General features: G+C 41.2%; 21 protein-coding genes. 16 read left to right on the forward strand and 5 right to left on the reverse strand.

Annotated elements, in window-relative coordinates:
* Positions 1-71: 71 nt before the first annotated feature.
* The 10 genes from cysH (at position 72) to pstB (ending at position 8,872) form a co-directional block, all read left to right on the forward strand.
* A complete protein-coding gene (gene cysH, locus V7K45_RS07140; protein WP_335001789.1) occupies positions 72-797 on the forward strand; it encodes a phosphoadenosine phosphosulfate reductase in 726 nt (241 codons plus the stop codon).
* 68 nt (positions 798-865) lie between these two features.
* Complete coding sequence (locus V7K45_RS07145) at positions 866-2,119, forward strand: exonuclease SbcCD subunit D (protein ID WP_335001791.1); 1,254 nt, start codon at positions 866-868, stop codon at positions 2,117-2,119.
* Positions 2,120-2,291: 172 nt separating this feature from the next.
* Entirely contained in the window at positions 2,292-2,921 is a 630-nt protein-coding gene (locus V7K45_RS07150; protein WP_335001793.1) for a restriction endonuclease subunit R, read from the forward strand.
* A 94-nt stretch (positions 2,922-3,015) separates the two neighbouring features.
* Positions 3,016-3,234, forward strand: coding sequence for a type II toxin-antitoxin system HicB family antitoxin (locus V7K45_RS07155; RefSeq protein ID WP_335001795.1), 219 nt, complete (start codon positions 3,016-3,018; stop codon positions 3,232-3,234).
* Positions 3,231-3,398 carry a type II toxin-antitoxin system HicA family toxin gene (locus tag V7K45_RS07160; RefSeq protein WP_335001797.1) on the forward strand — a complete coding sequence of 56 codons (168 nt, stop codon included), beginning with the start codon at positions 3,231-3,233 and terminating at the stop codon, positions 3,396-3,398. Before V7K45_RS07155 ends, V7K45_RS07160 begins: the two co-directional genes overlap by 4 nt.
* A gap of 456 nt (positions 3,399-3,854) precedes the next feature.
* Complete coding sequence (locus V7K45_RS07165) at positions 3,855-5,012, forward strand: sulfate ABC transporter substrate-binding protein (protein ID WP_335001799.1); 1,158 nt, start codon at positions 3,855-3,857, stop codon at positions 5,010-5,012.
* An 82-nt stretch (positions 5,013-5,094) separates the two neighbouring features.
* On the forward strand, positions 5,095-6,096 hold the full coding sequence (locus V7K45_RS07170; protein WP_335001801.1) for a PstS family phosphate ABC transporter substrate-binding protein: 1,002 nt from the start codon (positions 5,095-5,097) through the stop codon (positions 6,094-6,096).
* A 49-nt stretch (positions 6,097-6,145) separates the two neighbouring features.
* Complete coding sequence (gene pstC / locus V7K45_RS07175; protein ID WP_335001803.1) at positions 6,146-7,087, forward strand: phosphate ABC transporter permease subunit PstC; 942 nt, start codon at positions 6,146-6,148, stop codon at positions 7,085-7,087.
* Positions 7,088-7,093: 6 nt separating this feature from the next.
* Positions 7,094-7,993: a phosphate ABC transporter permease PstA gene (pstA, locus tag V7K45_RS07180; protein WP_335001805.1), complete on the forward strand. Its 900-nt coding sequence runs from the start codon at positions 7,094-7,096 to the stop codon at positions 7,991-7,993.
* Between the two features lie 51 nt (positions 7,994-8,044).
* Entirely contained in the window at positions 8,045-8,872 is an 828-nt protein-coding gene (gene pstB, locus V7K45_RS07185) for a phosphate ABC transporter ATP-binding protein PstB (protein WP_335001807.1), read from the forward strand.
* A 116-nt stretch (positions 8,873-8,988) separates the two neighbouring features.
* Here the strand turns inward: pstB and V7K45_RS07190 are convergent, their stop codons facing one another.
* The gene (locus V7K45_RS07190) at positions 8,989-9,459 is read right to left on the reverse strand and encodes a pentapeptide repeat-containing protein (RefSeq protein ID WP_335001809.1); all 471 of its coding nucleotides are present in this window, start codon (positions 9,457-9,459) and stop codon (positions 8,989-8,991) included.
* A 246-nt stretch (positions 9,460-9,705) separates the two neighbouring features.
* Between V7K45_RS07190 and V7K45_RS07195 the strand changes: the two genes are divergently transcribed.
* Positions 9,706-10,131, forward strand: a complete 426-nt coding sequence (locus tag V7K45_RS07195) for a hypothetical protein (RefSeq protein ID WP_335001811.1) — start codon at positions 9,706-9,708, stop codon at positions 10,129-10,131.
* Positions 10,132-10,268: 137 nt separating this feature from the next.
* Positions 10,269-12,383, forward strand: a complete 2,115-nt coding sequence (locus V7K45_RS07200) for a single-stranded-DNA-specific exonuclease RecJ (protein ID WP_335001813.1) — start codon at positions 10,269-10,271, stop codon at positions 12,381-12,383.
* Positions 12,384-12,535: 152 nt separating this feature from the next.
* Here V7K45_RS07200 and psb30 read toward each other — a convergent pair whose 3' ends face one another.
* On the reverse strand, positions 12,536-12,670 hold the full coding sequence (gene psb30, locus V7K45_RS07205; protein WP_335001815.1) for a photosystem II reaction center protein Ycf12/Psb30: 135 nt from the start codon (positions 12,668-12,670) through the stop codon (positions 12,536-12,538).
* 308 nt (positions 12,671-12,978) lie between these two features.
* On the opposite strand from psb30, the gene V7K45_RS07210 reads away from it, so the two are divergent.
* From V7K45_RS07210 to V7K45_RS07220, 3 genes are all read left to right on the forward strand, one after another.
* Positions 12,979-13,329: a YkgJ family cysteine cluster protein gene (locus V7K45_RS07210; RefSeq protein ID WP_335001817.1), complete on the forward strand. Its 351-nt coding sequence runs from the start codon at positions 12,979-12,981 to the stop codon at positions 13,327-13,329.
* 101 nt (positions 13,330-13,430) lie between these two features.
* Positions 13,431-13,862: a TMEM165/GDT1 family protein gene (locus V7K45_RS07215; protein WP_335001819.1), complete on the forward strand. Its 432-nt coding sequence runs from the start codon at positions 13,431-13,433 to the stop codon at positions 13,860-13,862.
* A gap of 41 nt (positions 13,863-13,903) precedes the next feature.
* A complete protein-coding gene (locus tag V7K45_RS07220) occupies positions 13,904-14,206 on the forward strand; it encodes a TMEM165/GDT1 family protein (RefSeq protein WP_335001821.1) in 303 nt (100 codons plus the stop codon).
* Positions 14,207-14,403: 197 nt separating this feature from the next.
* Here the strand turns inward: V7K45_RS07220 and V7K45_RS07225 are convergent, their stop codons facing one another.
* The gene (locus tag V7K45_RS07225; protein WP_335001823.1) at positions 14,404-15,330 is read right to left on the reverse strand and encodes a cobalamin-binding protein; all 927 of its coding nucleotides are present in this window, start codon (positions 15,328-15,330) and stop codon (positions 14,404-14,406) included.
* A 448-nt stretch (positions 15,331-15,778) separates the two neighbouring features.
* On the opposite strand from V7K45_RS07225, the gene V7K45_RS07230 reads away from it, so the two are divergent.
* Positions 15,779-18,007, forward strand: coding sequence for a hybrid sensor histidine kinase/response regulator (locus V7K45_RS07230; protein ID WP_335001826.1), 2,229 nt, complete (start codon positions 15,779-15,781; stop codon positions 18,005-18,007).
* A 110-nt stretch (positions 18,008-18,117) separates the two neighbouring features.
* On the opposite strand, the gene V7K45_RS07235 is transcribed toward V7K45_RS07230, so the two are convergent.
* Both V7K45_RS07235 and pruA read right to left on the reverse strand, forming a co-directional pair.
* Positions 18,118-18,375 (reverse strand): GNAT family N-acetyltransferase, encoded by a 258-nt coding sequence (locus tag V7K45_RS07235; RefSeq protein ID WP_442941969.1) that lies wholly within the window; start codon positions 18,373-18,375, stop codon positions 18,118-18,120.
* A 350-nt stretch (positions 18,376-18,725) separates the two neighbouring features.
* On the reverse strand, positions 18,726-21,698 hold the full coding sequence (gene pruA, locus V7K45_RS07240) for an L-glutamate gamma-semialdehyde dehydrogenase (protein ID WP_335001827.1): 2,973 nt from the start codon (positions 21,696-21,698) through the stop codon (positions 18,726-18,728).
* Positions 21,699-21,771 lie beyond the last annotated feature (73 nt).

A 21,771-nucleotide genomic window follows, 5' to 3' on the forward strand; every position in this document is an offset into this window, starting at 1 on the left:
AGCGGAATACGCGTCTTGATGGAGTAAGATCGATCTTAATCAAGGTAGAAATATTTGAATAGAAGATTATCATGACAGTCTCCACGGCATCTAGAAACCAAGCGATCGCTTTTGACTTAGAAAAATTAAATGAGCAATTTGAAACTGCCAGTCCCAAAGAAATACTGGCATGGTCTATAGAGAATATCCCAACGGGACTGGTGCAAACAAGCGCCTTTAACGTAGATGACATGATAATTACCCATATTCTTTACAGCGAACTGAAGCATCCCGTTCCTGTAATCTTTCTCGACACCTTGCACCACTTCCCTGAAAGCCTAGAATTGGTAGCCAAAGCCAAACAAATCTACAACCTAGATTTGCAAACTTTCAAAACTCCAGACCTAGACACCCGCGAAGCCTTTGAAGCCAAATACGGCGACAAACTCTGGGACACGGATATTGCCAAATTCCACCACATTACAAAAATTGAACCACTACTACGGGGTTTAGACGAACTCAACAGCCTCGCTTGGATTACCGGACGCCGCCGTGACCAAGCAGTAACCCGTGCAAATATGCCCATATTTGAATTTGATGGTAAAGGTCGGCTGAAAGTAAATCCTATCGCTACCTGGACACGTCAAGATAGTTGGGTTTATGTAGCTGAACATGGAGTCATCTACAACCCCCTCCACGACCAAGGTTATCCCAGCATCGGCGACCAACCCATTACTACCAAAGTAGGCGAAGGTGAAGACGAACGCGCCGGACGCTGGCGGGGAAGTGATAAAACAGAATGTGGAATTCATATTTAGTCATTGGTCATTTGTCATTTGTAATTAGTATTAGACAAAGGGCAAATGACTAAGAACAAAGGACAAATATGATTAAAATCCTCCATCTCTCCGATATCCACATGGGAAGCGGCTTCTCCCACGGACGAATTAATCCGGCAACGGGATTAAATACACGATTGGAGGATTTTGTCAATACTCTATCTATATGTATTGACAGAGCGCTGACAGATGCTGTTGATATGGTGATATTTGGTGGTGATGCTTTCCCGGATGCTACACCACCGCCTTATGTACAGCAAGCTTTTGCTAGCCAATTTCGCCGTCTGATGGATGCTAATATTCCGACAGTGCTGTTGGTAGGCAACCACGACCAACATTCCCAAGGGCAGGGAGGGGCGAGTTTAAATATTTACCGCACTTTGGGAGTGCCAGGGTTTGTAGTTGGTGATACATTAACTACGCACTGCATCGAAACCCGTAATGGCAAAGTGCAAGTAATCACCCTACCTTGGCTAACCCGTTCCACCTTGATGACTCGCCAAGAGACTGAAGGTTTATCTTTGGCGGAAGTCAACCAACTATTAACGGAACGTCTGCGAGTTGTTCTAGAAGGGGAAGTTCGCCGTCTTGACCCAGATGTACCTACTATCCTTTTGGCTCACTTGATGGCTGACAATGCTAGCTTGGGTGCAGAAAGATTTTTGGCGGTGGGTAAAGGTTTTACTCTGCCCTTATCTTTGCTAACGCGACCTTGTTTTGATTATGTAGCGTTGGGACACGTCCACCGCCACCAAAATCTGAATAAATCTAACAACCCGCCAGTGATTTATCCAGGAAGTATTGAGCGGGTAGATTTTAGTGAAGAAAAAGAAGACAAAGGCTATGTGATGATAGAACTGGAGCGGGGGAAGGCTGAATGGGAATTTTGCCCTTTAACAGTTCGGACTTTTCGTACCATTGAAGTGGATGTCTCAAAAGCAGACGATCCGCAAGCGGTGTTAATGAAAGCGATCGCCAAGTATGATATTCAAGATGCTGTAGTGCGGCTAATTTACAAACTCCGCTCTGAACAGATGGATTTAATTGACAGTTCCTCTCTACATACTGCTTTAAGTCCCGCTCACACCTACACCATTCAAGCAGAATTAGTGAGTCAATTAGCCAGGCCCCGCATTCCTGAATTGAGTGCGAGTAGTAGCATCGACCCAATGGAAGCGTTGAAAACTTACTTGAACAATCGCGAAGACCTCAAAGACATCGCAACATCAATGATGGATGCAGCACAAAAGTTGCTAGCAGATGATGTGGAAGTTTGGCTGGAAGCAGCAACTAATGAGTAGGTTAAAATAATTTGTAATTAACAATTAATTATTATGGAATAACGTAGACGCTTCTCTACGAGACGCTACGCGAAAGGCTTGCCGTAGGCTACCGCAGAGGCGCAGAGGGCATGGAGAAATCAGAGTTTTAGAGGTATTTTGTGTAAGCCCTATTTTCCACTCTCCAAAATCTATGACGCAAACAATCCAAGCAAAGGTCATCGACTTACGCTATTTAATCGATAACTTTGGTATTGAGTTAGTTTTGGATGGCTCATTCTTTCATGAATGGCAAGAAGATTTACCAGAAATAAATGATTTAGATAAACAACTTTTAGATAAGGTAAAAACGGGTTATTTTAATCTTCTTAATTACCCACTTTTACTAGAAGATGTAGTCAGAATGGCAGTTGTAGTCCCATTGCTTTTTATTGGGAATTTTTATCTAGCGACCTTTTATGTAAAATCAGAAGAATCTATATATATTGCTGTGCCAGATGAAGATGTAATTATCAAAGGTAAAATAGATACCTTAGTTTTAAAAGAGCAATTTTGGGTGATGATTATTGAGTCTAAAAGAGCTTCGTTTTCAGTCGAACAAGGACTCGCACAGATTCTTGCTTATCTGTTAGGAAATCGGGATAACGATAAACCTAGTTTTGGTATGATTGCCACGGGAAGCGAGTTCATTTTCATCAAATTAGTGAAAGGAAATCCACCACGTTATGCTTTATCAAAGGGTTTTTTGATGCGTAACCCTGGAAATGAATTGTACGACGTGCTACGTATATTGAAACGCCTGACTCAGTTGGTGGGTGGTTAAATCTTATTGCCTGATTATATATTCTCACAACAGGGGCGATCGCTATTTCAATAATGAGAGAATAATTAATATACTATAAATTCAGAAAAGAAGAGTGATTAAGCGAGAATTTAATCTAATTATCGAACGAGATGCTGATGGCTACTTTGTTGCTTCCGTTCCTAATCTTCCTGGTTGTCATACGCAAGCCCAAACTTTAGATGAGTTAATGGAGCGTATTAGAGAAGCGATTGAACTTTGTTTAGAATTTGAGGAAGAACAACAGCATTCACTGGACTTTGTTGGTATTGGGCGAGTCGCAGTTGAGATATGAGTCAATTCCCAAGCATCACAGGACGTGAAGTTATTGCAGCCCTTAAGAAAGTAGGTTTTGAAGTGGCTAGAGTTCGTGGCAGTCATTATATTATGATACATAGTGATGGGCGTAGGACAGTAGTTCCTATACATTCAAGTGAAACAATTGGTCTGGTTTGCTAGCATAAATAATACGTGATTGCCAAATAACTCGTGAATAATTTACGGACTTATTGGAAATATCGATGCCTTTGATAGTTAGACATTATATACAGATACTTGATCGTCTTAATGAAGGCGATCGCTAAATATAATACTTAAGATACTATGGTGCGGCTACTTTATTTTAAAAGCAGCTTTACTGGCTAAAGAAAGTCGAGTTTTTACTACTGTTTTGTATTACTAATCACATATTTTTTAGCAAATATTATGTATGCAACCGGATTGTTTCGCTTTCCAGCAGAAAAACCCGTTTTTTGAAATGCCTTGGTAAATCAGATTTATTTGCTACTTTCGATCGTTAATTGCTCATTGAGTAAAAAAAAATTAATTCAGATGATAAATATTATTCTATATACCCTATAATTCTCCTAATCACGGTATGCATGTAGAAATACCGTAGATTTAGGGGTGATTCTAATGAGCAAGTCGCAACAACCGACACAATTAAGTAAATTTCTAAGTGAAGCGATACAGGCTGATGTCATGAAAGCTTTGCAGAGTATACAACTCCGGTATCAACATACAATTAAAAGTTGGTTGAATAGACGCAGTGTACAAAGCTTTGTGAGTCTGTTTTTAACAAGTATTTTTTTGAGTATAGCAGTTGCCTCCTGTTCTGGAAGCAGTTCAGCTAGCAAAAATGATGTTAAGTTAAAACTTGTTTCATTCTCTGTCACTAAAGCCGCTCATGACCAGATAATCCCCAAATTTATCGAAAAGTGGAAGCAAGAACATAACCAAAACGTCACATTTGAGCAAAGTTATGGAGGTTCTGGCGCTCAAGCGGCTGCTGTCATTAACGGTTCGCAAGAAGCAGATATAGTACATTTGGCACTTCCGCTGGATGTCAGCAAAATTGCTCTTGCAGGTTTGATTAAATCGGGTTGGGAAACCGAAGCTCCCAGAAATGGTATTGTTAGCAAATCGGTTGCTGCGATCGTTACTCGCGAAGGCAATCCAAAAGGTATCAATACTTGGGCAGACTTGGCAAAAGATGGCGTGAAAGTGATTGCAGCTAACCCAAAAACTTCTGGTATTGCTATCTGGGAATTCTTAGCTTTTTGGGGTTCGGTGAGTCTAACGGGAGGCGACGAAGCCACAGCATTAAATTATGTCACTAAAGTTTATAAAAACACCCCTGTTCTGACAAAAGATGCCCGTGAAGCAAGCGATTTATTTTTCCAAAAAGGTCAGGGAGATGTCTTAATTAACTACGAAAATGAAGTAATTTTGGCGGGTAAAAATGGGACAAAGTTGCCTTATGTTGTACCCCAAGTCAATATTTCCATTGATAATCCTGTAGCAGTAGTTGATAAAAACGCCGATAAGCACGGTACAAGAGAAGTTGCACAAGCATTTGTTGATTTTCTTTACTCTACAGAAGCTCAACGGGAATTTGCAAAATTACAATATCGTCCTGTTAATCCCACCGTTAGCCAAGAAGTAGCATCACAACATCCGCCAATTAAAACTTTATTCACATCTCAGGATTTAGGTGGCTGGGATATTATTCAGAAAAAGTTTTTTGGAAATGGGGCAATTTTTGATAAAGTTCAAGCTGCAAGCAAAGCATGATATGTATTTTTTAATGCAGCATTCTTTACTTGCAGATAGCCAAGCATAAGCAATTTACAGTCATTTTAAAATTGATAATTTTATGAGCTTTCGTAGCCGATTTAAGGATAGCTTTTTTCTGACATCTTTAATGCTTATTGCCAGCAGTATCAGTGGTTGTAACGGCGGGCAAGAATTGAAAAGTCAAGTGAGTATTGATGGTGCAGCTGTAGGCTTTCCTATTTCTTTAGCAGTTGCAGAAGAATACGGAAAGGTTAAGCCTGATGCTCAAGTTAGCGTTGCCTCAAGTGGCACTGGTGGTGGTTTCAGTAAATTTTGTAATGGCGATATTGATATAGCTGGTGCTTCTCGCACTATTAGAGATGAAGAAATCAAAAAATGTAAAAGTAAGAATATTCAATTTGTCGAGTTGCCTGTAGCTTTAGATGGCATCGCCGTGATTGCAAACCGTAAAAATAACTTTGCCAAATGTCTAACTATTAAGGAACTGGGCAAGATTTGGGGCGGCAAATCAGACGGCAAAATATTGGCATGGAATCAAGTTAATCCCAAGTTTCCTAACGAAAAGCTAAAGCTATATGCTCCATCTTCTGATACGGGAACATTCGATTATATGACTCAAGCTGTGACTGGCAAAGCCAAGAATGGCCGTACAGACTACACTGCCACTCAAAATCAAAACCTTCTCGTACAAGGAGTATCAGGTGATGTAACAGCCTTGGGTTATGTTGGGATATCTTACTACATTCAAAATCAAGAAAAACTGAATCTAGTTGCTGTAGAAAGTCTGACTGGAAAGTGTGAAAAACCAGTTCCGGTGGATAATGTAATTAAAAATATCTATACACCTTTGTCTCGTCCTCTCTTCATCTATGTCAGCAAAAAGTCTTTAGATACTAAGCCAGCAGTCAAAGAATTTGTAGATTTTTATCTAGAAAATTCTTGGAAGTGGGTAGATAGTGTAGGTTATGTAGCATTACCTGATGAAGCTTACCTCAAAGTCAAGCAAAAATTTGCTACTGGTGAAACTGGGACAAAGTTTAAAAAAGCAAAACCAGGTGAACCGATCACAAACTTTATTTAAATAAAGTCTCAGGCATAGTAGTTTAATTTTAGTGAGAAGTTAATTGTTTATGCAAAATACTAATTTTCAAGATGCTCCTTATCGACAATCCAGAGAATCACTGGAGAAAAATGCATCTGAAGATATTTCAGAAAAGATTGTTGCGGTAATTTTATTTGCTTGTGCTTTAGTTTCTGTTTTGACTACTTTTGGTATTGTCGTAATTATTTTTCAGGAGACATTCAGTTTTTTCCAAGAAGTTTCCTTTGCCAAATTCTTTCTTGATACTAAATGGACACCTCTATTTGCAGAGAAACACTTTGGCATTTGGCCTTTAATTAATGGCACTTTCTTGACTACAGCTATTGCAATGGCAGTTGCTATCCCTCTAGGTTTATCTTCTGCCATTTATTTAAGTGAATATGCTCAACCCAAAGTAGCAGCTGTTTTACGTCCGGCAGTGGAACTTTTGGCGGGAGTACCTACAGTAGTATATGGTTACTTTGCCCTGTTATTCCTAACACCATTGCTGCGAAATGTTATCCCTTTAGAAATATTCAATGCTTTGAGTGCGGGGTTAATGATGGGGGTAATGATTACTCCTACCGTTGGTTCTATCAGTTTAGATGCTATTCGAGCAGTTCCACGTTCTTTGCGAGAAGGATCTTATGCTTTAGGTATCACTAAACTGGAAACTATTTTTAAAGTTGTTTTACCAGCCGCGCTTTCTGGAATCATAGCCTCGATTATTTTGGGTATTTCTCGCGCTGTGGGTGAAACAATGACTGTTCTCATCGCCGCCGGACAGCAACCAAGACTAACTGTCAACTTTGCAGAATCAGTAGAAACAATGACAGCCTACATGGCACAGATTTCTGGTGGAGATAGTCCGCGTGGTAGTCTCAATTTCAAAACATTATATGCTGTAGGTGCTGTTTTATTTCTACTTACCCTTGTTTTGAATATTGTTAGTTTCTGGATTGCTAATCGCTTTAAAGAAAAATACGACTAAATAAATATGGCTACAAGTTATCAACAAGATGATTCTCTAAATTCTGCGGCAGAATTTACCGATAATGTTGAAAGTAGAGAGACATTGGGGAAAGTCTTTGAAGTACTTTTTTTGTTAGGATTGCTGATTGGTTTATTTATCCTAGCGTTGCTACTTTTTGATATTTTGAAAGACGGATTAGCCAGATTTTTATCACCCGGCTTTCTCACGGAAACTCCTTCTCGTTTTCCTGACCAAGGTGGTATCCGTCCTGCAATTATCAGCAGCATTCTTTTAGGATTGGTTGTGATTTTAGTTACTGTTCCCATTGGTGTCGGAGCAGCTTTATATCTAGAAGAGTATGCACCTAAAGCTTGGTGGACAGCGATTATTGAGATTAATATCAGTAATCTGGCGGGTGTACCTTCTATTGTCTATGGATTGCTGGGTTTAGGGGTTTTCAATTATCTGCTTGGGTTTGGGCCCGCTTTGATTTCCGGTGCATTGACTTTATCTTTGTTGTCTTTACCAGTAATTATTGTGACGGCTAGAGAAGCAATTCGCTCTGTCCCAGATTCCCTGAGAAATGCTTCTTACGGATTAGGTGTCACAAAATGGCGAACTATTAGCAATCATGTCATACCTTATGCTGTTCCCGGTATTCTGACGGGGGTGATTATCTCTGTATCCCGCGCTATAGGTGATGCAGCTTCTCTAATTGTTGTCGGTGCTGTGGGTTTTCTCACCTTTAACCCTGGTTTGTTTCAGAGGTTTATGGCATTACCCATTCAAATTTACAGTTATATAACTCGTCCTGAACCGGGTTTTGCTAGTGCAGCAGCAGCCACAATTATTGCGTTGTTAATCTTGATTTTAGCTTTAAATGGTGTTGCAATTTATATTCGCCAACGCTTCTCAATAAATTAGGTAATTAAATATCTAATTTGGATAGATTCACAGATATTGGAGTTCAACCAAATGACTTATAGCAATAGTAGAAGTAAATCAGATAGTGCCACAATTGACCAAGATAAGAGCGTCTTCAATGTTGAAGGTGTAAAGGTGTTGTATGGAGGATTTCTGGCACTTTTAGATGTATATCTAAAGATTCCTGAAAAACAAATTATTGCTTTTATTGGGCCTTCAGGATGTGGTAAAAGTACCTTACTACGTTGCTTCAATCGGATGAATGATTTAATCCCTGGAGCTAGAGTTGAGGGTAGACTGAATTATCGCGATCGCAATATTTACGATCCTAAGATAAATTCTGTAAAATTACGCCGCCAAGTGGGAATGGTTTTTCAAAGACCAAATCCTTTCCCCAAGTCAATATACGAAAATATTTCCTTTGGGCCGCGGGCTAACGGTTACAAAGGTAACATCGATGAATTGGTGGAAGATTCCCTCAGACGCGCTGCTATTTGGGATGAAGTCAAAGACAAACTCAAAGAGAAGGGTACTGCATTATCTGGCGGACAACAGCAACGGCTTTGTATTGCTCGTGCGATCGCCATGAAGCCAGATGTATTATTGATGGATGAACCATGTTCTGCTCTCGACCCAATTTCTAGCCGCCAAGTAGAAGAACTTTGCTTAGAACTTAAAGAGCAATACACCATCATTATGGTGACTCACAATATGCAGCAAGCTTCTAGAGTCGCAGATTACACAGCTTTCTTCAATACAGAAATTGACGAGCATGGTAAACGTCGCGGAAAATTAGTTGAGTTTAATCCGACAGCCCAAATGTTCAGTTCTCCTCAAACTAAAGAAGCTGAAGACTATATCAGTGGACGTTTCGGTTAAAGAAATATCAGAGGGGAAGGGGAAAGCTATAGCGGTTTTTCTCCTCTCTCCAAACCTCTCTCCTACAAGGAGAGAGGCTTTGAGTCTTAATAACGATGAATAAACTAATAATTTATTTAAATAGTTCCATTGTAAATACTGCCATCTGGCATGATGGTTCTACAAAAAATAGAATCTTTAACCATCTCCTGAATAAACTCAATCTCAGCACCAGTCAAGTCAGCATCAGTCAAATTTGCACCCCGCATGACAACGTTTCGCAGACAAGCGTTAGTTAACTTGGCATCGGTCAAATCAGCACCATCAAGGTTAGCGTATCTGAGATCAGCACTAGTCAGATCAGCCCCTCGCAAGTTGGTGTTTCGCAAACAGGTTTGTCCCAACTGAGCGCCTTTGAGGTTAGCTCCACTCAGATTGCTCCCCTCCATAAAAATCTCGCCAACGGACGAGTTACTTAAATTGATTCCGCTCAAATTGGCTCGATACAATTCATCAGACCCCTCAATGTTAATGAAGGAGAAATCTCTTTCCCCTGACGCGTAAAGTTGCAACAACTCTTCAACATCGATATTTCTACTAATAGCCATAATGTCTCTTCAGATGTACGGAGTTTTTTCAGAAATCAAATACTAGTCCTATAACAGAATTATTTTTACAGTCGATATTGATTCTAAAGACATCGAAATTTACGCCATTGGTGCGAGAGGAGATGTTTATAAAAAATAATTAGTAATTTAAGAACTGAGAATTAGCAAAGTAATTCTGGAAAATACACTGAGGCTTGAAATCACTAAATAAAGTAATATTTTAATCAAGTACTTATACTGTGTATTATGTTTAAACCTCTGTCATTTGCTTTAGTTGCAGCTAGTATTTTAGTTACATCAATCAATAATCCCAGTGCTACTTTAGCTAGAACTTGTGCCTCTAAGTGTGGATCGCACCCAATTCAGTTTACACCTGGGCAATACATCCGGGTTGAAGTTATAAATAGCACACCGAACCTAATAAAAATCCAAAAACCCTCTGGGACTGATGCAATATCCTTGAGTCCGGGACAGAAATTAAATTTAGACGAAATAGAGGGTACTGAGCCAAATACATCTCTGATATTTTGGAGCGAAAAGGGTTTATCACTACAAGCAATTATCTCAAAACCCAACTTTGGCACATTGCGGCTGGAACTTCGTCCGACTTGGCGCTCTCCTGGCGATCGCTCGTTATATATTATGGATGATGGTAGGATAAACGTGTTTTAGATAGCAAATTAATGTTATTAGTTATGAGTTAAGAAACAATTTTGAATTAAAAACAGACGCGATTATCGCGTCTCTACTTCTAACTCTTGTACAGAGGCGATTAATCGCGTCTCTACTCCTAACTCCTAACTTTTATTGTGCTAGACCGAGCTGTATCTGAACTCTCAAAGCCTCACCGACGCTTACCCGACCAGCGCTGGCAAATTTATCCACAAAAACCAGAATTTGCCCAACAACTGGCGCTTTTGACAAACATTTCACCCATTGTCAGCCAGTTGTTGATTAATCGGGGTATGGAAACACCAGAACAGGTACAAGCATTTTTAAATCCAGAGTCCTTAGTTTTGCCTTCGCCGTTAGAAGATTTTCCAGATTTGGCGATTAGTTTGGAATTGTTGCAAAATGCGATCGCTTCTCAAACAAAAATTGCTATTTGTGGTGATTATGATGCTGATGGGATGACCAGCACTGCTCTACTTTTACGCAGTCTCCGCACTTTAGGCGCACAAGTAGATTATGCTATCCCCAGCCGGATGCACGAAGGTTATGGTATCAATAAACGCATAGTTGAAGAATTCCACAACGAGGGTGTGGGATTAATTCTCACTGTCGATAATGGCATCTCTGCGTTTGAACCAGTTGCGAGAGCTAGAGAACTTGGGGTTGCAGTGATTATCACCGATCACCACGATATCCCCCAAAAATTACCACCAGCTAACGCTATCCTCAACCCCAAACTAATAGCTGAATCCTCACCTTATCGGGGTGTTGCTGGTGTTGGTGTTGCCTATATCTTGGCAGTGTCTCTAGCACAACAGCTAGGGGAGACTAAGGGCTTGATCCAGCCGATGCTAGCACTATTTACGCTGGGAACGATCGCAGATTTAGCCCCCTTAACTGGTGTAAATCGTCGCTGGGTAAAACGCGGTTTACAACATTTACCCAAATCCCACTTACCTGGAATCCAAGCGTTAATTCAGGTAGGTGGCGTGCAGGCGAGGGGAGATGAGGGAGCAGGGGAGCAGGGGAGCAGGAGAGCAGAGGAGAAAATTCCTAATCCAAAATCCAAAATCCAAAATCCAAAATCGCTAAAGCCTGAAGATATCGGGTTTCGGTTAGGGCCGCGAATTAATGCTATTGGCCGGATTGGTAATCCCCAGACTGTGATTGAATTGCTGATTACAGATGATATGGGGGTGGCGCTGGAAAGAGCAATGCAGTGCGAACAAGTCAACGCTTCTCGCCAGGAGATGTGTCAGCAAATTGAACAAGAAGCGATCGCTTATGTGGAGACAGAATTTGTTGCATCTCTACAGCAAGATCGTGTATTAATTGTTGTTCAACCCAATTGGCATCATGGCGTTATTGGCATTGTCGCCTCCCGCTTGGTGGAACGCTACGGCGTTCCCGTGTTTATCGGTACTTATGAGGATGAGGGACATATACGCGGTTCTGCACGCTCAATTCCAGAGTTTCATGTGTTTGAAGCTTTGGAATATTGTCACGATTTACTAGGAAAATTTGGCGGACACAAAGCAGCCGGGGGATTCTCTCTACCAGCAGAAAATTTACAGATGTTGCGATCGCGTTTGATTGAGTTTGCTAACCAGTGTCTTGAACCACAGCATCTCAAACCTCTGCTCAAAATCGATGCTGAAGTCAACCTCAATCATCTCAATCAGCAGCTTTATCAACAGCTTAATGCTCTACATCCCTGCGGTATGGATAACCCCGATCCAGTTTTCTGGACACCTAATGTTCAAGTGGTTGAGCAAAAAATCGTTGGCAAGGGTCACATTAAACTGACAGTTGCCCAAACTGTTGATAATCAGGAGTATAAAATCAAAGCGATCGCCTGGCGTTGGGGTGACTATTTCCGCTTACCACCGCGAGTGGATATCGCTTACAAACTCCGAGAAAATTACTTTAATGGTAACACCACCATCGAGCTAGAATTAATAGGAGTCAGACTGCCAATTCAGCTTCAACAATTTTTTGCTTCGTCACCAAGTCCGTCAAGCACCACTTTTGAATACAATCAGCGACAGTATACTTGTGGTTTCTATAAAAACGGTATTGAAGCAGAATTAAGAATTAAAAATACTGAAGGCAAAGTCTTAGCCATACAGCCAGGACATATAATCGGTTTACTAGGCACTAATCGTCAAAATGCTAAAGAAGTTGATATCTCTGAGCCACAGTATGACAGTATTATCCAAGCTGCCTTTCAGGCGTTATCAGTTAATCGTTAGGAGTTATAAGTTAGCAGTTTGGAGTTCTTAATTAACTTATCACTTGTGACTATGACCCTGTAAGTGCTGATTTATGAGTGATGAGTATGAGTTGAGAATAATATTTAATTTTTCACTCCTCACTCTTAACTCTCAATCAGCACTCATAAATTTTATAGGTTGCCGTTGCGAAATGCCAGCAAAAAGATTACTGCTGGACCAGCAATCACAATTAGAGCCACGGATAGCAATTGGAAAATAACTTCCCAATTGATACTGGTAAAAGCGTTAAACAAAGAGTCAAACATTTTTCCTTTTCTCCTCTCAATTGCCTTAAAAAATTCAATAACTTAATTACAAAACCCGCAATTGATCATATCTGGCTATGGCCTGTTAGATTTAATTTACTTAACAAAATTATAAGAAAAGACATAAAAACGTAAAATAGGGGCATTGGGCATTGGGCACAAGAGGCAGAGGGGCAGAGAGGCAGAGAGGCAGAGGGGCAGAGGGGAAAAATAACCTACTGCAACTTTTCTCTGCTCCCCTGCTCCCCCTGCTTCCCCTGCCTCCCCCGCCTCCCCTGCTCACCCTATTCCCCACTCCCTAATTAAAAATGTCAACTTGGCAATGTGTAAAGCAATGTGGAGCCTGCTGTAATCTCGATCCAGCAGAGCGTCCAGACTTGGAAGAGTACCTCTCTCCACCAGAACTAGAACTCTACCTCAGTATGGTAGGCGAAGGAGGATGGTGCATTAATTTCGACCATACCACGCGAGAATGTCGCATCTACGCCAATCGTCCCCGCTTCTGCCGTGTGGAATCAGAAGTGTTTCAAGATATGTATGGGGTTGAACCAGAAGAAGTCAACGATTTTGCTATTGACTGCTGTCGCCAGCAAATAGAAGGAGTTTATGGCGATCGCAGTCTGGAAATACTACGCTTCAATAAAGCTGTTGGGCTGTGACGCTCCCATTGTTCATTTTAGTATCTGGAGTTGCAATTTATTACAACAATCTGAGAATATGATAGAAATATGAAAACAACCTCGTAACAAAACTATTGCTTGTGAAACTTGACTCTGTACCTTTGGAGATTTCTGGCATATCTCAGACTGAGATCGAGCTAGAACTGAAAGACACCAATGATTTTAACCTAACTCCTGCGATCGCTCCGTCAGTTCAGCCTGTAATTGCCGATAGTCCTCAAAAGCAGCAATCAACGTTGGTAGTTTTTGGTACGACTTTTATAACCATTTTTCTAGCAGAAATTGGAGATAAAACTCAGCTATCCACTCTCTTAATGAGCGCACAATCTCATTCGCCGTGGGTGGTATTTATCGGATCTGCGGCGGCGCTAATAACCACCAGTTTATTAGGCGTGCTTTTAGGTAGTTGGATAGCCACCCGACTCAGCCCAAAAACTGTAGAAAAATCAGCAGGCGTGATGTTGTTAGTAATTTCCCTAATGCTCTTTTGGGATGTATTTACTAGTCATTAGACATTAGTTATTCTCCCCCTGCCCCCTTCCCCCTTAATAATATGGATTGGCATCTTTTAGGACTGAGCTTTATTACGGTTTTTTTATCAGAATTGGGTGACAAAAGTCAGCTAGCGGCGATCGCACTTTCAGGACGTTCTAATTCTCCACGTGCAGTGTTTTTTGGTGCAGCAGGTGCATTGCTGTTGACAAGCCTGTTGGGATCGTTAGCAGGGGGTGCAGTAGCCGAATTATTACCTACACGTGTGTTAAAAGCGATCGCGGCTGTCGGATTTGCCATTCTTGCTGTACGTCTGCTGTTATTTAACAATGAAGCATCGCCAGATTCTGAGGAAACACCTTGAAGAATTCAGTATTCAGAATCCAGGAATCAGAATTATTCTTCGTAGGGTACTGGAACCCGGCAAAGTTTTAAACCAATATCACCAATACTTCTCTACGAGACGCTGCACGTAGCTTGCTTCCACAAAGTGGCACGACAAGCTTAGTAACCATCGGACTCGAATTCTTACTGTCTGACTCCTGAATTCTGAATTTTTATTTACAAAAGTTCCCAACCAGTTCCTTTGTAGCCGTATTGAAAAATTTCTGGATGTAAAATTTCTGCCAAAATTTCTAGAGAATCTACCAGTCGCGGCCCTGGACGATTAAAGTAAGAATTGCCATCAGTGATGTAGACCCTACCAGCTTTGGTAGCGTGTAGTTTTTCCCATTCTGGGCGTTGAGTTAATAAATTGGCTTCTTGGCGAGTACGATTTAAATCAAAGCCACAAGGCATGAAAACAATTATATCTGGATTAGTTGTTAATAGTGTTTCCCACGGCAAGACCGGAGAAGGCTGACCTGTAGTACAAAATAGAGAGTGTCCTCCTGCTAAGTTAACTAATTCAGGAATCCAATTAGCGGCGACCATTAAAGGATCGGTCCACTCAATACAGGCAACAGTAGGCAGTTCATCTAAAGAAAGTCCTTGGATTCTTTGCTGACAAATTTTGACGCGAGCTTCTAAATTTTCTAAGACTTTTACTGAGTCTACGCCAAAGATGTTGCCGACTCGCTCAATGTCTGCCCAAACATCCTGGAGAACATTGGGTTGTAAAGAAATAATTTGAGGTTTACTGTCAATCAGTGTCGCAACTGCCTTTTCCACTTCGTGTAAGCTGACAGCACAAACATCGCACTGGTCTTGAGTGAGAATGTGAGTAGGCTGCAACTGCTCTAAAACATCTGTTTTGATTTCATAAATACTCAGAGCAGATTGCAATAACTTGTTCACTTCATCGTTAATTTGGCTGCTGGAGGCATCACTGTTTAAACGTGCTTGGGTACAAATGGGGCGATTGAGGATTTCTGGAGGGTAATCGCATTCGTGCGATCGCCCCACAATAGCATTAACCAACCCCAGTGTCGCTAAAATCTCTGTTCCACCGGGAATCAGGGAAACAATTCTTACATCACTATCTGTCATCGCTCCACCTCCGTAAAAGCTGCCATTACCTTAAGTTTGGCAGAATTTGAGCCATTAGGTATCTTTCTCTAGGAGAATCAAGAGTATTTTGCTAGTCAGTATTCAGCACAAAATTCTATTGAAGATTGGGTATTGAAAAGAATCTTTACCACTCCCCAGTTTCAGATTAAAAATACTATACTACTTATACTACTTGATAGTAGAATTACTTAATAGTGAAATTACTTTAAATGTTAATTATCCCCTGGCAAAAATTAATCGGATGAAGTAACAGAATTAATCAGCAAAATCTAGCTTATAACTAATTAGCTAGAATTATAAAATTTGATTAGAAAAATTATACTTTCCGGTTATGAAAAACCATATCAAGTAATTGTAGTTATACAAAGACAGTTCTACTTTTTCCGTAGAACTGCAAGTCCAAATTATTTCTTCTTGAGGGCAACTAATGCAGGTGGTGTCAGCTAGAGATATTACAGAGCACAACCAGGCCCAAGAGGCTTTACGAATCAGAGAAAATAGTCGGCGAAAACAAAGCCAGACGTTGGTGCAACTGGCAAGAAGCAAGACATTTCAGCAAGGTAATCTCAATGCGGTGTTGAAAGAAATTACAGAAACTGCTGCTCAGACGCTGTTAGTCGAGCGAGTTGGGGTATGGTTATATAATGAAGAACGTTCAAAAATTGAATGCATCAATTTATATGATGTCAGGACTAAGGAGCATACCTTTGGTAACTCGCTTTTAAAAACAAGTTTTCCTACTTATTTCCAGGCTTTAGAAGAGGAGCGTACTATTGCCGCGGATGATGCCAGAAACGATCCCAGAACCCAAGAATTATCCGAGTCTTATTTTTCAGTTTTGGGCATCACATCTATACTAGACGCACCAATTTGGCTAGAGGGTCATTTGGTAGGCGTAGTTTGTCACGAACACATAGGCGAAGGTCGGCAATGGACTTTAGAAGAAGAGAGTTTTGCTGGCTCAATTGCAGATTTTGTGACACTGGCTATAGAGGCGAGCGAGCGAAACGTCGTACAGGAAGCACTGCGACAGAGTGAGGCACAATTTCGGGCGATTTTTGAGCGTTCCTCTATCGGCATTGGCCTGATAGATATGAAAGGACAGATAGTCGATACTAATCTGGCACTATGCGAGATTTTAGGATACAGCCGAGAAGAGTTATGCGGCAAGTGCTTTACAGATTACATTTCCATAGAAAGGGAGGATTTAAAACTTTACAAACAACTGATGTCAGGAATTCGCACAGACTTAAAGAGAACTGCGAAGGACGGTTTACAACCCTCCAAACATCAGAAACAGCTTGTCGAAAGACATCGCATTGAGATAGAAAGACGCTGCCAGCATCAAAATGGTAATTTACTTTGGACTCATATCTCTGTTTCTGTTATACCAGGCAGCAATGGTAAACCTGAGTTTTTTCTAGCGATGATTGAGGATATTACTGAACGTAAGCAAACAGAGTTGAAACTACGTGCCTCTCAAGAAGCAGCAGAAGCTGCCAGTCGAGCAAAAACTGAATTTTTAGCAACCATGAGCCATGAGTTGCGGACACCTCTCAATGCGATTATGGGTTTGTCACAGTTACTGCAACAAGAAATAGTTGGCTCTCTGAATGAAAAGCAGAACGAATATGTAAGTTGTATATATAGTAGTGGTGAACACCTGCTGGCAGTGATTAACGATATCCTTGACTTATCTAAGGTAGAAGCAGGTAAAGAGGAGCTGTTACTATCATCTTTATCAGTGGCAGATATATGTAATTATGCCATCTGGACAGTGCGCGATCGCGCCTCAGAAAAGGGATTGCAACTCACCTGTGAAATTGATTTAGAAGAGGATATTTGCATTGCTGATGAGCGGCGCATCAAGCAAATGCTACTCAACCTGCTCACTAATGCCATTAAATTTACCCCAGTAGGTGAAGTATCGCTGGTAGTCAAAAAAGTTCCACAAGGGATAACGTTTACAGTTTCAGATACTGGCATTGGTATAGATTCAAGCCAGTTTCAATTTCTATTTGAACCGTTTAAACAGCTTGACAGTCGGTTAAATCGGCAGTATGAAGGCACTGGTTTGGGTTTAGCCTTGACGCGGAAATTAGCGCGTTTACATGGTGGAGATGTTACCGTGACATCAACTGTAGGAAAGGGCAGTCAGTTCACTCTGTTTCTACCAAATCTAGAGCATCCGGGAAATGGAGAAGATGAGACAAATGAGATAGATAAGATAGATGAGACAGAAGAGGAAGCAAATTTTACCTCGTCGTCCTCTTCTTCAGTCATTCCCACAAATAAAACTATTTTGCTTGTAGAAGAAGAGGAAAACACAGCAACAGTATTGCAAGATTATCTGCACACAATTGGCTACCAAGTCAAGTGGATAGATAATAGTAACGACTTTTTGAAACAAGTACAAAACTTCCAACCAGATTTAGTTTTTTTTGATTTGCAGTTAGTAAAAGATGCTCATATCTTGAGTTTGCTGAATATCCTTGGGAAAGAGCCTTATCGGGAACATTTACCGATTGTAATGATGACCTTTAGCGAACCTTTAGAGGAGGAAATTACCATGCTACCAGGTAGTGTTGATGACTACCTTGTCAAGCCAATTCGCATAGTCCAGCTAGAGTCAATTTTAATTAAATATTTTAGTTAATTGCTCATAAAAATACATTTTTGTCTAAACAATTAGTGAAAATATACTACATAGTTTTACTTTAACTATGAAAATTTTTTCTCATTTTCACATGGAGAATACTAGCTTCTTCAAATGTTTCTCCTTCTTCTACAAAATACAGCTAACCTTTCTATTTTGGCAGTTTTTTCATCTAAATATCTGATTCTAGCAGTACCTACAGCTTCCACATTTAAATAAGCAATTAGATGATCGGATATTACATCTTTGCCATCAAATTCTAAAGCGGGATCTACCCCTTGTTCTTCTTGAAAAACTGATTTTCTAATTGCTTCAATTGCCGGAAAATCTTTAGGTAATTCAGCAACTTTTATAACTAAATTACTCATTAAACTCTCTTTGATGTTAATACTTATTGTAGTTTAATGTGAGTTTGATGCACCTCTCCCTGCTTTGAACGAAAGTGCAAGCCTGTCCTTCTCGTAGTCGGAGCTACGGTGTACACACAAGTCCTTCTAACCCCCTCTAACTCCCCCTTGGTAAGGGGAAGAACTGGATATTTCCCCCCAATACATCGGGGGGATTAAGGGGGGTAAATCCAGGATTGGGGCTTTATTACCAAGATGTGTGTACACCGTAGGACTCGGAGAGGGAGGGTTTTACGCAGTAAAATCAGGGAGAGGTGTTTTGATTGGGCTAATTAGACGGACGCTATATGAGCCGTGGAATTCACGTTTGTTTAATCTGCTCCTTCAATTGGTGCAAAACCTTGACGTTGAATATTTTCTGTCACCGCACGTGGTTCTAAAAATTGCAGTAAGTAATCAGGGCCGCCTGCTTTAGAACCTACTCCAGAAAGTTTGAATCCACCAAAGGGTTGTCGTCCAACGATCGCTCCTGTAATATTGCGGTTGATGTACAAATTCCCGACTTCAAATTCTGTCTGCGCCTGCTGAATGTGGGAAGGTGTTCTAGAATAAAGTCCTCCAGTTAAGGCGTAATTTGTACCGTTGGCGACTGCTAACGCTTCCTGGAAATCTTTCACCCGAATTACCGCCAGCACAGGGCCAAAAATTTCTTGCTGGGAAATTACCGCATTTGGCGAGACTTCACTAAAGATGACTGGGCCGATAAAGTAGCCTTGTTCGGGTGCTGGTAACTCCAAAGCTAATTGTGCTTCTGCCTTACCCTTCTCAATATACTCGCGGATGCGATCGCGGGCATTAGCATCAATTACCGGCCCAACTTGCGTACTCGGTAACTCTGCTTCCCCAATATTCAAGGATTTTGTCGCTTCTACCAATCGTTGCACAAAGGCATCATAAATCGGTTGCAGCACAATCACCCTAGAGGCGGCAGAACATTTTTGTCCACTGTAACCAAATGCTGACTGCACTACCCCCACAACAGCTTGGTCTAAATCAGCACTTTCATCGACAATAATGGCATTCTTGCCGCCCATTTCTGCAATCACTCGTTTCACGTGCTTCTGTCCGGGTTTGAGCGTTGCCGCTTCTGCGTAAATTCTACAACCGACTTCTTGGGAACCTGTAAAAGCAATCACATGAGTATCTGGATGATTTACCAAATAAGCGCCGACTTGCGAACCCTTCCCAGGTACGTATTGAAAGACACCTTTGGGAAAACCAGCGTCTACCAAGATTTCTGCGAGTTTCGCTGCAATTACAGAAGATGTTTCCGCAGGTTTGAGGAGAGTGCAATTGCCCGAAACCAAAGCTGCAACTGTCATTCCACAAGCGATCGCTAGCGGGAAATTCCAGGGAGAAATTACTACAGCAATCCCCCGTGGCTGGTAAATATAATGATTAGTTTCACCAGGAATGTCGTAATTCACACCTTTGTCTAACCGTTCTATCTCGTCAGCGTAGTAACGACAGAAGTCTATCGCTTCTGAAACCTCTCCATCAGCTTCCTTAACTGGTTTCCCAACTTCCAAAACTATCCAAACTGAAAGTTCGGCGCGGCGGAGTTCCATCAAATCACCCGCTTTCCGCAAAATATCAGCGCGTTGTTTAGCTGGTGTTTTCTTCCATTCAGGAAACGCCGCTTTCGCAGCTTGGATCGCCTGTTCCGCTTGTTCAACGCTAATCAACCCAACTTTACCAATTACCTCACTGAACTTAGAAGGATTGAGAGAATCAACAAATTCCGGTGGGTTAACATACTCGCCATTAATCAGTGGTAAATAAGTTTTACCCAACTGTTGACGAACGCTTTGGAAAGCTTGCGCCGCCTTCTTTCTCACCTCTTCCTCAGCGTAATCGGTATCAGCAGCACCGAGGAAATGAGAGTTAAGAGTTAAAGATTTCTTCTCCTCTTTGACAATCGGCGGCGCTAATAATTCTTCAATCGGTCGATTTTCTAGATTTTGCCGTAAAAAAGAACTATTAGCGGTATTTTCCAACAATCGGCGAATTAAATACGCCATCCCAGGTAATAATTCACCGTAGGGACAGTAAACTCTGACGCGATAACCTTTATCAACTAACGCCTTGGCAACTTTATCACCCATACCGTAGAGGACTTGCAATTCAAAGCGACGGCGCGGGACATTTAAACTTTCAGCAATGGCAATGGCGCGAGAGTGCGATCGCACATTATGGCTACCAATGGCAGAATAGACATATTGATGATTTTCTAACAACAACTGAGTTATGGTTTCAAAGTTAGCATCAGTTGCGGCTTTGTCGTTGTAAACTGGCTGTTTCCAATGCTTTTGGGCTGCTTTGATGGTTTCTTGATCCCAATATGCGCCTTTCACTAAGCGAATTGTCAGGGGATAACCACGCTGTTTCAACCAAGAAATTAGGTCTTCGGTATCTTGTTCGCTATCACGCAGATATGCCTGAATTGTCATGCCAATATCTGTGCGTTGCCGAAATTCTTCTTCTAGTAACAGTTTTTTCAGAATGCTGAGAGTTATGTCTTTGTAGGCATACTGTTCCATATCAAAATGTACAGCTGCGCCTAATTCTTTAGCACGACGTAAGAGAATGCGAATGCGATCGCTAACTCGCTCCTCACTACCTTTAGCATCTAATGGATCAAATTGGGAATAAAACGCCGTTAATTTCACAGAAACCTGAACTTTCGGGATGGGTTCGCCATCAGCCTCATCAATCGCCGGAATCGTTGTCCAATTCTTTGATGCTTCCACCAATTGTTGCATTAATTCTAGATAGCGTTCTAGATAAGACTGCGCTTCCGCTTCGGTAATTACGGCTTCACCAAGTAAGTCGATGGTGAAAGCCATTTTCTCTTTTCGCAGTCGTTCAACTGTTTTGATGACTTGTTTAATATTTTCCCCAGAAATATATTTATGGGCAAGTGTCTCAACTGCTGTTCCAACGGTTGTAGCAGCAACTTGTCCAGGCATCGAGTCGGGATTAGCAAAGTTTAGCATTCCCTTCAAAGCTGCCGGTAATTCTACAGATTCATCGCCTAAATATTCTTGTAAATGTGAGGCAATTTCTGATTTACTGTGCAAAGCAGGTAACGTATCTATAAAGCGAAATAGTTGCACCCGCAAGCCAGGGTTACTCATTGCCCAAGCTAGTAATTTATCATCCCAACGCATTTGATCTCGCAGGGAAGAAAAAAACGAACGATTTTCCTGCGTTGCGGCTAGAAGTTGTTTAGCAATTTCTTGGGTTTTAGCTTCGTAGGTGCTTGTTTGTACTTGTAATACCACTGATAATAACTCCGTTAATCAAGGCAAGGCTTTTTGTACAAAGCCTGTGTCTTCTATTTTGACGCTTTCATCT

Source organism: Nostoc sp. (assembly GCF_036917375.1).
Taxonomy (GTDB): Bacteria; Cyanobacteriota; Cyanobacteriia; order Cyanobacteriales; family Nostocaceae; genus Nostoc.